Genomic DNA, 13,929 nt, shown 5'->3' on the forward strand with positions numbered 1-13,929 from the left:
GGGATCCATGGTGTCGCTCATGATCAGTCCTCCCCGCCAGGCAACGCCCGGCGTGTCAGGCCAACTGTGGATCCACCGTTATTCAGACAGTCCCCCATCACCTCCCGCTGGTACGTTTCGGCAAGTGATGTGGCGTTTCCGAAAAGCGTGCAGGAACTGATGGGGCGTTTCGGGAAAAGGTGCAGGAAGTGATGGGGCGTCTGTGTGGGGCGGACGGCCACGCCCGCTGCCCGTTAAACGGGGATGCCCCCGCTCCCGGAAGGGAGCGGAGGCATCCAGCAAAGCAGCGGGTGCTACTTGGCCTTTTCGAGGATTTCCACGAGCCGCCAGTTCTTGGTGGCGGACAGCGGACGGGTCTCGGCGATGACTACGAGGTCGCCGATGCCGGCGGTGTTCTCTTCGTCGTGTGCCTTGACCTTGGAGGTGCGGCGGATGACCTTGCCGTACAGTGCGTGCTTCACGCGGTCTTCAACCTCGACAACGATGGTCTTTTCCATCTTGTCGGAGACCACGTAGCCGCGACGGGTCTTGCGGTAACCGCGCTCCCCAGCCTTGGCTGCGGTAGCAGTTTCGGTCACGTTCTGGTCCTTTTCACTCACTTGGCGTCCTCCTCGGTCTCAGCCTTTTCAGCCTTGTCGGCCTTCTTGGTTGAAGCCTTCTTGGACTTCTTTTCTTCCTTGGCTTCCACAACCGGCGCGGCAACCTCGGCACGAATGCCCAGCTCGCGTTCGCGGAGAACGGTGTAGATGCGTGCAATGTCCTTCTTTACTGCACGCAGGCGGCCGTGGTTTTCCAGCTGTCCGGTGGCGGACTGGAAACGCAGGTTGAACAGCTCTTCCTTGGCCTTGCGGAGTTCTTCAACGAGACGCTCGTTGTCGAAACCGTCCAGCTGCGCGGGAGCCAGATCCTTGGATCCTACTGCCATTTCTATTCACCACCCTCGCGACGCACAATGCGTGCCTTCAACGGCAGCTTGTGGATTGCCAGGCGCAGGGCCTCGCGAGCTACCTCTTCATTGACACCGGAGAGTTCGAAGAGAACCCGACCCGGCTTGACGTTGGCGACCCACCATTCCGGTGAACCCTTACCGGAACCCATGCGGGTTTCGGCGGGCTTCTTGGTCAGCGGACGGTCCGGGTAGATGTTGATCCAGACCTTACCGCCACGCTTGATGTGGCGGGTCATGGCGATACGAGCGGACTCGATCTGACGGTTGGTGACGTATGCCGGGCTCAGTGCCTGGATGCCGTACTCACCGAAGGAGACCTGGGTACCGCCCGTAGCAGCGCCGGAACGACCCGGGTGGTGCTGCTTACGGTGCTTTACTCGACGTGGGATAAGCATTTAAGCCTGTCCTCCTTCTGCAGCAGCGGGTGCTGCTTCAACTGCCGGTGCTTCGGCAGCAGGAGCTGCGTCAGCGGCCGGGCGGTCGTTACGACGGCGGCGGTCACCGCGGTCAGCGCCACCCGGACGGCCGGGACGGTCGCCACGGCTACCGCGGGACGGTGCAGCAGCGGCCTGTGCGGCCAGTTCCTTGGCGGTGACGTCACCCTTGTAGATCCAAACCTTCACACCGATGCGGCCGAAGGTGGTCTTGGCTTCGTAGAAGCCGTAGTCGATGTTCGCGCGGAGGGTGTGCAGGGGCACACGGCCTTCGCGGTAGAACTCCGAGCGGGACATTTCAGCGCCACCCAGGCGGCCCGAGCAGGCGATACGGATGCCCTTGGCACCTGCACGCTGTGCGGACTGCATGGCCTTCTTCATCGCACGGCGGAATGCCACGCGGGAAGTCAGCTGCTCTGCAACGCCCTGGGCCACGAGCTGGGCTTCCATTTCGGGGTTCTTGACCTCGAGGATGTTCAGCTGGACCTGCTTGCCGGTGAGCTTTTCGAGCTCGCCGCGGATGCGGTCTGCTTCTGCTCCACGGCGGCCGATGACGATACCCGGGCGGGCCGTGTGGATGTCCACGCGGACACGGTCACGGGTGCGCTCGATCTCGACCTTGGCGATGCCGGCGCGCTCCATGCCCGTGGACATGAGCTGGCGAATGCGGATGTCTTCGCGAACGAAGTCCTTGTACCGCTGTCCGGCCTTGGTGCTGTCAGCGAACCAGTGCGATACGTGATCGGTGGTGATGCCGAGTCGGAACCCGTGCGGGTTTACTTTCTGTCCCACTTAGCGAGCCTCCTCTTTCTCCGGGGTAGCGACTACCACGGTGATGTGGCTGGTGCGCTTCTTGATCTGAAATGCACGACCCTGGGCACGCGGCTGGAACCGCTTCATGGTCGGGCCTTCATCAACAAACGCTTCGCTGATGATGAGGTCGCCTTCGTCAAACGCCACGCCGTCGCGGTCCGCGAGGACCCGGGCGTTGGAGATTGCTGACTGAACTACCTTGAATACCGGCTCCGAAGCTGCCTGCGGGGCAAACTTCAGAATTGCCAGAGCCTCATTCGCTTGCAATCCACGAACAAGGTTGACGACGCGCCGGGCCTTCATAGGCGTTACGCGGATGTGGCGCGCAATTGCCTTGGCTTCCATTGCTTTCCTTCTCTCGTCTTTGACGTAAACGCAGGCGCCTAGCGGCGCTTGCCCTTACGGTCGTCCTTGACATGGCCGCGGAATGTCCGCGTGGGAGCGAATTCGCCGAGCTTGTGCCCGACCATCGACTCAGTGACAAACACCGGGATGTGCTTGCGTCCGTCGTGTACGGCGATCGTGTGTCCGAGCATGTCGGGGATGATCATCGAACGGCGGGACCAGGTCTTGATGACGTTCTTGGTGCCCTTTTCGTTTTCCCTGGCTACCTTCACAAAGAGGTGCTGGTCAACGAAAGGACCTTTTTTCAGGCTGCGTGGCATGTGTCCAGGCTCCTATCGCTTGTTCTTGCCAGTACGACGGCGACGCACAATAAGCTTGTCGCTCTCTTTGTTGGGGCGGCGGGTGCGGCCTTCACGCTTACCGTTCGGGTTGACGGGGTTACGTCCACCGGACGTCTTACCCTCACCACCACCGTGCGGGTGGTCAACCGGGTTCATGGCGACACCACGGACGGTCGGGCGAACGCCCTTCCACCGCATACGGCCGGCCTTGCCCCAGTTGATGTTCGACTGCTCGGCGTTGCCAACCTCGCCGACGGTTGCGCGGCAGCGCACGTCAACGTTGCGGATTTCGCCGGAAGGCAGACGCAGCTGGGCGAAGCGGCCTTCCTTGGCAACAAGCTGGATGGATGCGCCGGCGGAGCGGCCCATCTTGGCGCCGCCACCCGGGCGCAGTTCAACTGCGTGGATGACAGTACCCACCGGGATGTTGAGCAGCGGCAGGTTGTTACCGGGCTTGATGTCAGCACCGGCACCTGCCTCAACAACGTCACCCTGGGCGAGCTTGTTGGGGGCGATGATGTAACGCTTGGTGCCATCAACGTAGTGCAGGAGGGCGATGCGGGCCGTGCGGTTCGGATCGTACTCGATTTCGGCAACGCGGGCGTTGACGCCGTCCTTGTCGTGGCGACGGAAGTCGATCAGACGGTACTGGCGCTTGTGTCCACCACCCTTGTGACGGGTGGTGATCTTGCCGGAGTTGTTACGGCCGCCCTTCTTGGGCAGCGGACGTACCAACGACTTTTCCGGCGTCGACCGCGTAATTTCGGTGAAGTCCGCTACGCTCGAGCCACGACGGCCCGGGGTAGTCGGCTTGTACTTACGGATTCCCATAATTTATTTCCTCGTTAAAGTGGTCTCCGCTACGCGAGCGGACCGCCGAAGATGTCGATGGTGCCTTCTTTGAGGGTGACAATCGCACGCTTGGTGTTCTTGCGGGTACCCCATCCGAATTTGGTGCGCTTGCGCTTACCGGCACGGTTGATGGTGTTGATCGATTCGACCTTGACGGAGAAGATCTTCTCCACGGCCAGCTTGATCTCGGTCTTGTTCGAACGGGGGTCCACCAGGAAGGTGTACTTGCCCTCGTCGATCAGGCCGTAGCTCTTTTCCGACACGACGGGTGCAAGCACGACGTCGCGGGGATCCTTGATGGTGGCTGCACTCACTTGGCATCCTCCTCGTTCTTAGCTGCCTTGGCGGCAACGAATGCGTCGTAGGCAGCCTTGGTGAAGACAACGTCATCGGAGACGAGAACGTCGTAGGTGTTCAGCTGGTCTGCGTACAGAACGTGAACGCCGGCGAGGTTGCGCACGGACAGTGCGGCAACGTCGTTATCGCGCTCGATGACGACCAGCAGGTTCTTGCGGTCGGAAACACCGCGGAGCGTTGCCAGGGCGGTCTTGGCGGACGGCTTGGTGCCTTCAACCAGTTCTGCGACAACGTGGATGCGACCGTTGCGGGCCCGGTCAGAGAGTGCGCCGCGCAGTGCAGCAGCAATCATCTTCTTGGGGGTGCGCTGGCTGTAGTCACGCGGGGTGGGACCGTGGACAATGCCACCGCCGGTCATGTGGGGGGCACGGATGGAACCCTGACGGGCGCGGCCGGTGCCCTTCTGCTTGAACGGCTTGCGTCCTGCACCGGAAACTTCAGCGCGGGTCTTGGTCTTGTGGGTTCCCTGGCGGGCAGCAGCGAGCTGGGCAACGACAACCTGGTGCAGCAGCGGCACGTTGGTCTGAACGTCGAAGATCTCTGCAGGCAGGTCAACCTGGACAGTGTTAGCCATTGAACTAGGCTCCCTTCACGGCGGTGCGTACGAAGACGACCTGGCCGCGGGCACCGGGAACGGCACCCTTGATCAGGAGCAGCGACTTCTCGACGTCGACCGCGTGAACGGTGAGGTTCAGCGTGGTGTGACGAACGGCGCCCATGCGGCCGGCCATTCTCATGCCCTTGAAGACGCGGCTCGGGGTGGATGCGCCACCGATTGAACCGGGCTTACGGTGGTTCTTGTGGGCACCGTGGGAAGCTCCAACGCCGTGGAAGCCGTGACGCTTCATAACACCGGCGAAGCCCTTACCCTTGGTGGTCCCGACGACGTCGATCTTCTGGCCGGCTTCGAAGAGCTCTACGGAGAGCTCCTGGCCCAGCTCGTACTCGGCAGCATCTGCGGTACGAAGTTCGACGACGTGGCGGCGAGGCGTGACGCCTGCCTTTTCAAAGTGACCAGCCAGCGGCTTGGTGACCTTGCGGGGATCGATCTGGCCGTAGCCGATCTGAACGGCGACGTAGCCATCAACTTCTGCGTTGCGCAGCTGGGTGATGACGTTCGAGTCTGCCTGGACCACAGTGACGGGGATGAGCTTGTTGTTCTCGTCCCAGACCTGGGTCATGCCGAGCTTCGTGCCCAGCAGGCCCTTTACGTTACGGGTTGCGGTCATAGTCTCTCAGCACCTCCCTACAGCTTGATTTCGATGTTCACGTCAGCCGGCAGGTCGAGACGCATGAGCGAGTCGACAGCCTTCGGCGTGGGATCGATGATGTCGATAAGACGCTTGTGCGTGCGCATTTCAAAGTGCTCGCGGCTGTCCTTGTACTTGTGCGGAGAGCGGATAACGCAGTAAACGTTCTTCTCCGTGGGCAGCGGCACGGGGCCAACTACCGTTGCGCCTGCGCGCGTGACCGTCTCAACGATCTTCCGTGCTGAAACGTCAATGACCTCGTGGTCGTATGACTTCAGCCGGATGCGGATTTTTTGTCCCGCCATGTCGCCTGACTCTCTTTCAGTCTGTGCTTCCCCGGATTAGGGCTGCCCTGTTCACTTACTCGTTGTATGGCTGCCGAAGCATTTGAGGTCGTAACCACCATCCGCCGCACAAACTGAATCCGGATAAATCCGGGTTCCTCACCTTGCCGGCGTAACCGACCCCCGCGGTCGGGCGTGTCGCGCTGGGCGCGCATATGAATCCGCAGTTCCTTGGGGGTGGGTTATGTTTGGTCTTCAGCTTGGACCCTGCACCCGGCATTATCCGGATCGGGACACGAAGAAGCGCTTGAACAACTCATCTAGTATGCCGGAAAAGCCCGGCAGATGCGAATTGGCCTTCCGTTCGCCCCCTGAGATCCCATTGCAGTGGCATGAAACCGGCTGGATGATAGGTGCATGACCCTGGAAGGCACTGAATCGGTGACGCAACTGGCCGGGCGCGTGCCGCCGTCGTTCACCCTTGGCGTCGCCGCCGCGGCGTTCCAGATAGAAGGCGCGCTGACGGCAGGAGGCCGCGGGCCCTCGGGGTGGGACGCCTTCGCGGAGAAACCCGGCGCCATCATTGACGGCCACTCCCCCGCAGTGGCGTGCGACCACTACAACCGGCTGCCGGAAGATGTTGGACTGCTCAAGGAGCTGGGCGTTGACTCCTACCGGTTCTCCCTGTCCTGGCCGCGCATCCAGCCTGATGGCCAGGGCAGCTTCAACGCTGAGGGCCTGGACTTTTACGACCGCCTAATCGACCAGCTCCTTGAGGCCGGCATCTCCCCCATGGCCACCCTGTACCACTGGGACACCCCCCTGCCGCTGGAACACCGCGGCGGCTGGCTGAACCGGGATACCGCTGAGCGGTTCGGCGAGTACGCACGCGCCGCCGGTGAGCGGTTTGGCGATCGCGTTGACCAGTGGGTGACACTCAACGAGCCCGTGTCGGTCACCCTCAATGGATACGCGCTGGGAGTCCACGCGCCGGGACGCCGCCTGATGTTCGACGCCCTCCCCGCCATCCACCACCAACTCCTGGCGCATGGACTTGGCGTGCAGGCCCTGCGGGCAGCCGGCGTAGCGGGCGGCGTCGGCCTGACCAACCTGCACTCCCCCGTCAGGCCTGCCACCCGGAAGATCGGCGACCGGCTGGTGGCGCATCTGTACGACCTGCTGATGAACAGGCTCTACGCCGATCCAGTCCTGCTGGGGCGCTACCCATCCCTGCCCTTGTATGCGCGGCCGTGGCTGCGCTCCATTGGCAGGATTTCCGATGCCGACCTGAAGACCATCCACCAGCCGCTGGACTTCTACGGCCTCAATTACTATTTCCCGGTCAAAGTGGCCCTGGGGCCAGGCATCACCCCCGTACCTGCGGACATGCACCAGGAGTTGGCGAAGCTGCCCTTCCACGAGGCGGGTTACCCGGAGTACGGCAGCACCGGCTTCGGCTGGCCCGTCGCGCCGGAGCATCTGGGTGTCCTGCTGCAGGAGATGCGGGACCGGTACGGGCAATCCCTCCCGCCGGTATACATCACCGAAGGCGGCGCGAGCTTCCCGGAACCGGACCGCGTTACGGAGACCCTGGAGGACACGGACCGGGTGGCGTACCTCGCAACCCATCTGGGGGCAGCCCTGGAGGCCACCTCGCCCGGCGGCGTCGCAGAAGGCGTGGATCTGCGGGGCTACTATGTGTGGACGCTGATGGACAACTTCGAGTGGGCCGCCGGATACTCCCAGCGCTTTGGCCTGGTGCATGTGGATTTCGACTCGCTGGAGCGGACTCCCAAGCGTTCCTTCTACTGGTACCAGGCGTTGTCCCGGGCCCGCGGCAGCCGGCAGGACCACACGGCCCGTCCCTGAAGGGTCACTGGCGCCCCAGCACCGTCAGCACGATCAGTACGCAGTTCAGGCCCACGATCAGTGTGGCACTGGTCCAGCCTGCAATCCGGAGCGCCGCCGAGTCCGCATGGATGCCCATGACTTTGCGGCTCCCGGTGAGGCGGATCAGCGGGATGAGCGCGAAGGGGATACCGAAACTCAGGAGGACCTGGCTGAGGACCAGGGCCAGGGTAGGTTCAATGCCGGCGCCCAGGACCAGCAGCGCCGGGATCAGGGTGACGGTGCGGCGGACAAGCAGCGGAATCCGCACTTTCAGCAGGCCGCCCATGATCGTGGCCCCGGCATAGCACCCTACCGAGGTGGACGCCAGGCCGGAGGCCAGGAGTCCCACGGCAAATACGACGCCGATAACCGGCCCCAGTGCCGACGTCACGGCCGCGTGCGCCCCGGCGATGGTGTCCGTCCCCTCCACTCCGCGGAGGCTCGTGGCGGCCAGCAGCAGCATGGCAATATTGACGATGCCGGCCAGCAGCAGCGCTCCGGCGACGTCCAGCCGGGTTGCCCTGATCAGCCGCGTCCTGACAACGGGATCTTCGGAGAAACCGTGACGGTCCCGCGCCAGGGCTGAGTGCAGGTAGATCGCGTGTGGCATGACAGTGGCCCCGAGCATGCTGGCGGCGAGCAGGACGGTGTCGGTCCCGCCGAACCGTGGCACGAGGCCGGCGAGGGCCCCGCCCGCGTCCGGCGGGGCAACGAACAGCCCTGATACGAAGCCAACGGCGATCACGCCGAGCAGGGTCAGGATGGCGAGTTCGAAGGACTTCTGGCTCCGGTGCGATTGAAGTCCCAGCAGCAGCATGGACGCCAATCCAATGATCACTCCGCCCGTGAGCAGCGGAAGGCCGAACAGCAGGTTGAGGGCGACAGCTCCGCCAATGACCTCTGCCATGTCTGTAGCACCGGCAACGATCTCAGCCTGCACCCAAAAGGCACGCCGCTGCCCGGTTCCCAAGCGCTTGCCCAGGATCTCCGGCAGGCTCATGCCGGTGGCAAGGCCCAGCTTGGCGGACTGGTACTGGATCAGCACGGCCATGGCATTCGCAACTACCAGCACCCAGACAAGCAGGTATCCGAAGTTTGCCCCGGCCGTCAGGTTCGCCGCCACGTTCCCCGGATCAACGTATGCAATTGCCGCCACGAAGGCCGGGCCAAGCAGCAGGAGGCGCGACCAGCCCTTGATGGAAGCGGATTCAGCCGCCAATGTTGAAACAGCCATCACGTGTCCTCGTCGTCGGGGCGTCAATAGGACGAGGATACCGCGAATTTAGGTGTACCGAAAAGTAGGACTAAGGCTTGCCTTCGAGATTGAGGTGCCCGCGGCACTACTGGTTCTTGTTAGCCCTGTTGATCCTCTTTGCCCGGTCAATTTCGTGCCGGAAGTTCCGCTTGACCCAAAACACTCCGGCCACGACGGCCACCGCGATGATGAGGAAGATAAGCCAGCCCATGATGGTCTCCTTTCAGTGCTGCAACAGTATCAGGGGGCCTTTAACGAAAAAGGACAGCCCCGCTGCTTTTGCAGCGGGGCTGTCCTTCAGTTCAGCAAGTACTACTTGATGATCTTGGTAACGCGTCCCGAACCAACGGTGCGGCCGCCTTCGCGGATAGCGAAGCCGAGGCCCTCTTCCATGGCGATGGGCTGGATGAGCGCAACGGTCATCTCAGTGTTGTCGCCAGGCATAACCATTTCCGTGCCCTCGGGCAGGGTGATAACGCCGGTTACGTCCGTGGTGCGGAAGTAGAACTGCGGGCGGTAGTTGGAGTAGAACGGGTTGTGACGTCCGCCTTCGTCCTTGGAGAGGATGTAGACGTTGGCCTCGAAGTCGGTGTGCGGGGTGATGGAACCCGGCTTGACGACAACCTGGCCACGCTCGACATCGTCGCGCTTCAGACCGCGGAGCAGCAGGCCACAGTTCTCGCCGGCCCATGCTTCGTCGAGCTGCTTGTGGAACATCTCGATACCGGTAACCGTGGTCTTCTGGACCGGGCGGATGCCGACGATCTCGACCTCGGAGTTGATGGCGAGGGTTCCACGCTCGGCGCGGCCCGTAACAACGGTGCCACGACCGGTGATGGTGAAGACGTCCTCGATCGGCATCAGGAACGGCTTGTCGCGGTCACGTACGGGGTCCGGAACGGACTCGTCGACGGCAGCCATCAGGTCCTCAACGGACTTGACCCACTCGGGGTCGCCTTCCAGTGCCTTCAGGCCTGAAACGCGGACAACCGGAGCGTTGTCGCCATCGAAGCCCTGCGAGCTCAGGAGCTCACGAACTTCCATTTCGACCAGGTCGAGCAGTTCTTCGTCGTCGACCATGTCAGCCTTGTTCAGGGCGACCAGCAGGTAGGGAACACCAACCTGGCGGGCGAGCAGAACGTGCTCGCGCGTCTGAGCCATCGGGCCGTCGGTAGCGGCAACCACGAGGATTGCGCCGTCCATCTGGGCAGCACCGGTGATCATGTTCTTGATGTAGTCAGCGTGGCCGGGGGCGTCAACGTGTGCGTAGTGACGCTTCTCGGTCTGGTACTCCACGTGGGAGATGTTGATGGTAATACCGCGCTGACGCTCTTCGGGTGCAGAGTCGATCGACGCGAAGTCACGCTTCTCGTTGAGATCCGGGTACTTGTCGTACAGCACCTTGGAAATGGCGGCCGTCAGCGTCGTCTTACCGTGGTCAACGTGACCAATGGTGCCGATGTTGACGTGCGGCTTAGTCCGCTCGAACTTTGCCTTTGCCACAGGTTCCTCCTAGAACGTTTTCAAATAGCTTGCCCTCCAGCCGCGCTTATCGCGGTAGAACTCAGGCAAGTCTACTTGGGGGGCTTTGGATTGGTGAAATTGCAGATTCAGGAACTAATACTAATCCCCTGAGCCTGTTCGTGCAGGGGCCGGAACCAGCCGGACGAATCCGGCCGGCCGGCCGCCTGCACCGGCCGCACTGTCCAAGGACGGACAGCGCAACCGAGGTTTTCGCTGCGAGAGTCCGGAGGGACTATTCGCCGCGGGACTTCTGGATGATCTCGTCGGCAACTGCCTTCGGGACCTCGGCGTAGCTGTTGAACGTCATGGAGTAAACAGCACGGCCCTGGGTCTTGGAGCGCAGGTCACCGATGTAGCCGAACATGCCGGACAGCGGGACGTGCGCACGGATGACCTTGACGCCCTGTGCATCTTCCATGGACTGCATCTGGCCACGCCGTGAGTTGATGTCACCGATAACTTCACCCATGTACTCCTCAGGGGTGCGGACCTCGACATCCATCAGCGGTTCAAGCAGGACAGGGTTCGCCTTGCGTGCAGCTTCCTTGAAAGCCATCCGTCCGGCGATCTTGAACGCCATTTCCGAGGAGTCAACATCGTGGTACGCGCCATCGATCAGCGTGGCCTTGATGCCGACAACCGGGTAGCCGGCCAGGACGCCGTCGTTCAGCGCATCCTGGATGCCCGCGTCAACAGACGGGATGTACTCGCGGGGAACGCGGCCACCGGTGACCTTGTTCTCGAACTCGTACAGCTCGCCTTCGGCGGTGTCCAGCGGCTCGATGGCGATCTGGATCTTTGCGAACTGACCCGAACCACCGGTCTGCTTCTTGTGCGTGTAGTCGTGGCGTTCGACGGCGCGCTTGATGGTTTCGCGGTAAGCAACCTGCGGCTTGCCAACGTTGGCTTCAACCTTGAACTCGCGGCGCATGCGGTCCACCAGGATGTCCAGGTGGAGCTCGCCCATGCCGGCGATGATGGTCTGGCCGGTGTCTTCGTTAAGGGACACCTGGAAGGTGGGGTCCTCAGCGGAGAGCTTCTGGATGGCCGTGGAGAGCTTCTCCTGGTCACCCTTGGTGTTCGGCTCGATGGCAACCGAGATCACGGGCTCCGGGAAGCTCATGGACTCGAGCACGATCTGGTTGTTGGCATCGCACAGGGTGTCACCGGTGGTGGTGTCCTTCAGGCCGATGGCTGCATAGATGTGGCCGGCGGTAGCGCCCTCAACGGGCATTTCCTTGTTGGCGTGCATCTGGAACAGCTTGCCGATGCGCTCCTTCTTGCCCTTGGTGGAGTTGACCACCTGGGCGCCTGCTTCCACGTGACCGGAGTACACGCGGATGAAGGTGAGCTGGCCGAAGAAGGGGTGGGCCGCAATCTTGAACGCAAGGGCCGAGAACGGCTCTTCAGCGGAAGGCTTGCGGGTCAGTTCCTTCTCTTCGTCGCGAGGGTCGTGGCCGACCATCGGGGGAACGTCGAGCGGGTTCGGCAGGTAGTCAACGACCGCGTCCAGCATGGGCTGAACGCCGCGGTTCTTGAAGGCGGAGCCGCAGAAGATCGGGTAGAGCTCGGAAGCGATGGTCATCTTGCGGATGCCGGCCTTGAGTTCGTCGATGGAGATCTCTTCGCCCTCGAGGTACTTCTCCATGAGTTCCTCGGAAGACTCAGCGACGGTCTCAACGAGGTTCGCGCGGTATTCCTCGGCCTTTTCCTGGAGGTCTGCCGGGATCTCGCGGATCTCGTACTTGGCACCCATGGTCACGTCGCCCTTGGCGTCGCCCGGCCAAACCAGGGCACGCATGTAGAGCAGGTCGACGACGCCGATGAAGTCGTTCTCGGCACCGATGGGCAGTTGCATGACCAGCGGCTTCGCACCGAGGCGGCTGATGATGGTGTCCACGGTGAAGTAGAAGTCAGCACCGAGCTTGTCCATCTTGTTGACGAAGCAGATACGCGGAACGTTGTACTTGTCAGCCTGGCGCCACACGGTCTCGGACTGGGGCTCAACGCCTTCCTTGCCATCGAAGACGGCGACTGCACCGTCGAGGACGCGCAGGGAGCGCTCAACCTCAACCGTGAAGTCCACGTGGCCGGGGGTGTCGATGATGTTGATCTGGTTGTTTTCCCAGAAGCAGGTCACGGCGGCAGACGTGATGGTGATGCCGCGTTCCTTTTCCTGTTCCATCCAGTCAGTGGTCGAAGCGCCGTCGTGCGTTTCGCCGATCTTGTGGTTCACACCCGTGTAGAACAGGATGCGCTCGGTGGTGGTGGTCTTGCCGGCATCAATGTGGGCCATGATGCCGATGTTGCGGACCTTGCTAAGGTCGGTAAGCACGTCCTGTGCCACGGGGTCTCCTTTTGGGATGGACTACACGTTCGCCGCCGGCTCGGTTGAGCCGGCGGCGTCCGGGGAGTATTACCAGCGGTAGTGTGCGAAGGCCTTGTTGGACTCGGCCATCTTGTGGGTGTCTTCGCGACGCTTCACAGCGGCACCGAGACCGTTGGACGCATCCAGGATTTCGTTCTGGAGACGTTCGGTCATCGTCTTTTCACGGCGGGCCTTGGAGTAGCCAACCAGCCACCGCAGGGCGAGTGCGGTGGAGCGGCCCGGCTTGACCTCAACCGGAACCTGGTAGGTGGCGCCACCGACACGGCGGGAGCGGACCTCGAGGGACGGCTTGACGTTGTCCATGGCCTTCTTCAGGGCTGCAACGGGGTCGCCGCCGGACTTGGCGCGTGCGCCTTCGAGTGCACCGTAGACAATGCGCTCTGCCGTGGACTTCTTGCCGTCAACGAGCACCTTGTTGATGAGCTGGGTTACCAGCGGGGAACCGTAAACCGGATCCGAAACGAGCGGCCGCTTGGGGGCCGGACCCTTGCGAGGCATATTACTTCTTCTCCATCTTTGCGCCGTAGCGGCTGCGGGCCTGCTTACGGTTCTTCACACCCTGGGTATCGAGGGCGCCACGGACGATCTTGTAGCGGACACCCGGGAGGTCCTTCACGCGACCACCGCGAACGAGCACAATGGAGTGCTCCTGCAGGTTGTGGCCAACACCGGGGATGTAGGCGGTAACTTCCACGCCGCCGTTGAGGCGCACACGTGCCACCTTACGCAGAGCCGAGTTCGGCTTCTTCGGGGTGGTGGTGTAGACGCGGGTGCAAACACCGCGGCGCATGGGGCTGCCCTTAAGCGCGGGAGCCTTGGTCTTTGAGACCTTAGGCGTGCGGCCCTTACGGACCAGCTGGTTAATCGTAGGCACTCTCGTGTTCTCCGTTTTATCCGGAGTGGCTGTTTCCGGCCACTCTCTTGTTGCGTTGCCCCGCCGCCCGGGCCCTGAAGGGAATCTCCATGGCGGCGAAGGCGAAGCCTTAATAGTCGGATCGCACACCGGGATCGAAACGTACATTCCTGCAGTTCCCTAGGCATGCAAAAATGTGGCATACGTTGCACAAGAACCCTGCAAACCGGAAACGTCGCTCTGGTCCAGCTTTTCAGCTGATACCGGCGCACTCATCCACTGCCACAATAACAATTGGTAACAAGTCTAGCATGGACGGGCCCCATGCCTTAATCGGGCCTCCCACCATGGTTAAACGGGGATGGTCCCCCACCTTGCGGTGCGGGACCATCC

The 13,929-nt window shown here is 62.3% G+C and carries 18 protein-coding genes; 1 reads left to right on the forward strand and 17 read right to left on the reverse strand.

The genetic code is table 11. The features are described 5' to 3' along the window. Positions 1-293: 293 nt before the first annotated feature. The 11 genes from rpsQ to rpsJ are packed head-to-tail and all read right to left on the reverse strand — an operon-like array spanning position 294 to position 5,646. Positions 294-599 (reverse strand): 30S ribosomal protein S17, encoded by a 306-nt coding sequence (gene rpsQ / locus J2T23_RS15100; protein WP_141159769.1) that lies wholly within the window; start codon positions 597-599, stop codon positions 294-296. Next, positions 596-925, reverse strand: a complete 330-nt coding sequence (rpmC, locus tag J2T23_RS15105) for a 50S ribosomal protein L29 (protein WP_018769136.1) — start codon at positions 923-925, stop codon at positions 596-598. Before rpmC ends, rpsQ begins: the two co-directional genes overlap by 4 nt. A gap of 2 nt (positions 926-927) precedes the next feature. After that, positions 928-1,344 carry a 50S ribosomal protein L16 gene (gene rplP, locus J2T23_RS15110; protein WP_043454603.1) on the reverse strand — a complete coding sequence of 139 codons (417 nt, stop codon included), beginning with the start codon at positions 1,342-1,344 and terminating at the stop codon, positions 928-930. Then, positions 1,345-2,175, reverse strand: a complete 831-nt coding sequence (rpsC, locus tag J2T23_RS15115) for a 30S ribosomal protein S3 (protein ID WP_141159768.1) — start codon at positions 2,173-2,175, stop codon at positions 1,345-1,347. It abuts the gene before it with no gap. Continuing rightward, entirely contained in the window at positions 2,176-2,541 is a 366-nt protein-coding gene (gene rplV / locus J2T23_RS15120) for a 50S ribosomal protein L22 (RefSeq protein ID WP_009358304.1), read from the reverse strand. It lies immediately after the preceding gene. A gap of 38 nt (positions 2,542-2,579) precedes the next feature. After that, complete coding sequence (rpsS, locus tag J2T23_RS15125) at positions 2,580-2,861, reverse strand: 30S ribosomal protein S19 (protein WP_003803803.1); 282 nt, start codon at positions 2,859-2,861, stop codon at positions 2,580-2,582. A gap of 12 nt (positions 2,862-2,873) precedes the next feature. Then, complete coding sequence (gene rplB, locus J2T23_RS15130; protein ID WP_141159767.1) at positions 2,874-3,713, reverse strand: 50S ribosomal protein L2; 840 nt, start codon at positions 3,711-3,713, stop codon at positions 2,874-2,876. A 29-nt stretch (positions 3,714-3,742) separates the two neighbouring features. Beyond that, complete coding sequence (gene rplW, locus J2T23_RS15135) at positions 3,743-4,048, reverse strand: 50S ribosomal protein L23 (RefSeq protein WP_011692807.1); 306 nt, start codon at positions 4,046-4,048, stop codon at positions 3,743-3,745. After that, on the reverse strand, positions 4,045-4,665 hold the full coding sequence (gene rplD / locus J2T23_RS15140; protein WP_141159766.1) for a 50S ribosomal protein L4: 621 nt from the start codon (positions 4,663-4,665) through the stop codon (positions 4,045-4,047). Before rplD ends, rplW begins: the two co-directional genes overlap by 4 nt. Before the next feature lie 4 nt (positions 4,666-4,669). Continuing rightward, positions 4,670-5,320 (reverse strand): 50S ribosomal protein L3, encoded by a 651-nt coding sequence (gene rplC / locus J2T23_RS15145; RefSeq protein WP_141159765.1) that lies wholly within the window; start codon positions 5,318-5,320, stop codon positions 4,670-4,672. Positions 5,321-5,337: 17 nt separating this feature from the next. Further along, on the reverse strand, positions 5,338-5,646 hold the full coding sequence (gene rpsJ, locus J2T23_RS15150) for a 30S ribosomal protein S10 (RefSeq protein ID WP_003803825.1): 309 nt from the start codon (positions 5,644-5,646) through the stop codon (positions 5,338-5,340). A gap of 396 nt (positions 5,647-6,042) precedes the next feature. Here rpsJ and J2T23_RS15155 point away from each other — a divergent pair, with 396 nt between their 5' ends. Then, positions 6,043-7,494 (forward strand): GH1 family beta-glucosidase, encoded by a 1,452-nt coding sequence (locus tag J2T23_RS15155; RefSeq protein WP_307361265.1) that lies wholly within the window; start codon positions 6,043-6,045, stop codon positions 7,492-7,494. A 4-nt stretch (positions 7,495-7,498) separates the two neighbouring features. On the opposite strand, the gene J2T23_RS15160 is transcribed toward J2T23_RS15155, so the two are convergent. From J2T23_RS15160 to rpsL, 6 genes are all read right to left on the reverse strand, one after another. Beyond that, the gene (locus tag J2T23_RS15160) at positions 7,499-8,749 is read right to left on the reverse strand and encodes an Nramp family divalent metal transporter (RefSeq protein ID WP_307361269.1); all 1,251 of its coding nucleotides are present in this window, start codon (positions 8,747-8,749) and stop codon (positions 7,499-7,501) included. 106 nt (positions 8,750-8,855) lie between these two features. Beyond that, positions 8,856-8,981 carry a hypothetical protein gene (locus J2T23_RS15165; protein ID WP_256371453.1) on the reverse strand — a complete coding sequence of 42 codons (126 nt, stop codon included), beginning with the start codon at positions 8,979-8,981 and terminating at the stop codon, positions 8,856-8,858. 101 nt (positions 8,982-9,082) lie between these two features. After that, on the reverse strand, positions 9,083-10,273 hold the full coding sequence (gene tuf, locus J2T23_RS15170) for an elongation factor Tu (RefSeq protein ID WP_141159762.1): 1,191 nt from the start codon (positions 10,271-10,273) through the stop codon (positions 9,083-9,085). Positions 10,274-10,526: 253 nt separating this feature from the next. Then, the gene (gene fusA / locus J2T23_RS15175) at positions 10,527-12,641 is read right to left on the reverse strand and encodes an elongation factor G (protein ID WP_141159761.1); all 2,115 of its coding nucleotides are present in this window, start codon (positions 12,639-12,641) and stop codon (positions 10,527-10,529) included. 69 nt (positions 12,642-12,710) lie between these two features. Continuing rightward, a complete protein-coding gene (rpsG, locus tag J2T23_RS15180) occupies positions 12,711-13,181 on the reverse strand; it encodes a 30S ribosomal protein S7 (RefSeq protein WP_003803829.1) in 471 nt (156 codons plus the stop codon). Position 13,182: 1 nt separating this feature from the next. Continuing rightward, complete coding sequence (gene rpsL, locus J2T23_RS15185; RefSeq protein WP_009358312.1) at positions 13,183-13,557, reverse strand: 30S ribosomal protein S12; 375 nt, start codon at positions 13,555-13,557, stop codon at positions 13,183-13,185. Positions 13,558-13,929: the final 372 nt, after the last annotated feature.

Origin of the sequence: Pseudarthrobacter niigatensis (genome assembly GCF_030812615.1) — a bacterium.
GTDB lineage: Bacteria > Actinomycetota > Actinomycetes > Actinomycetales > Micrococcaceae > Arthrobacter > Arthrobacter niigatensis.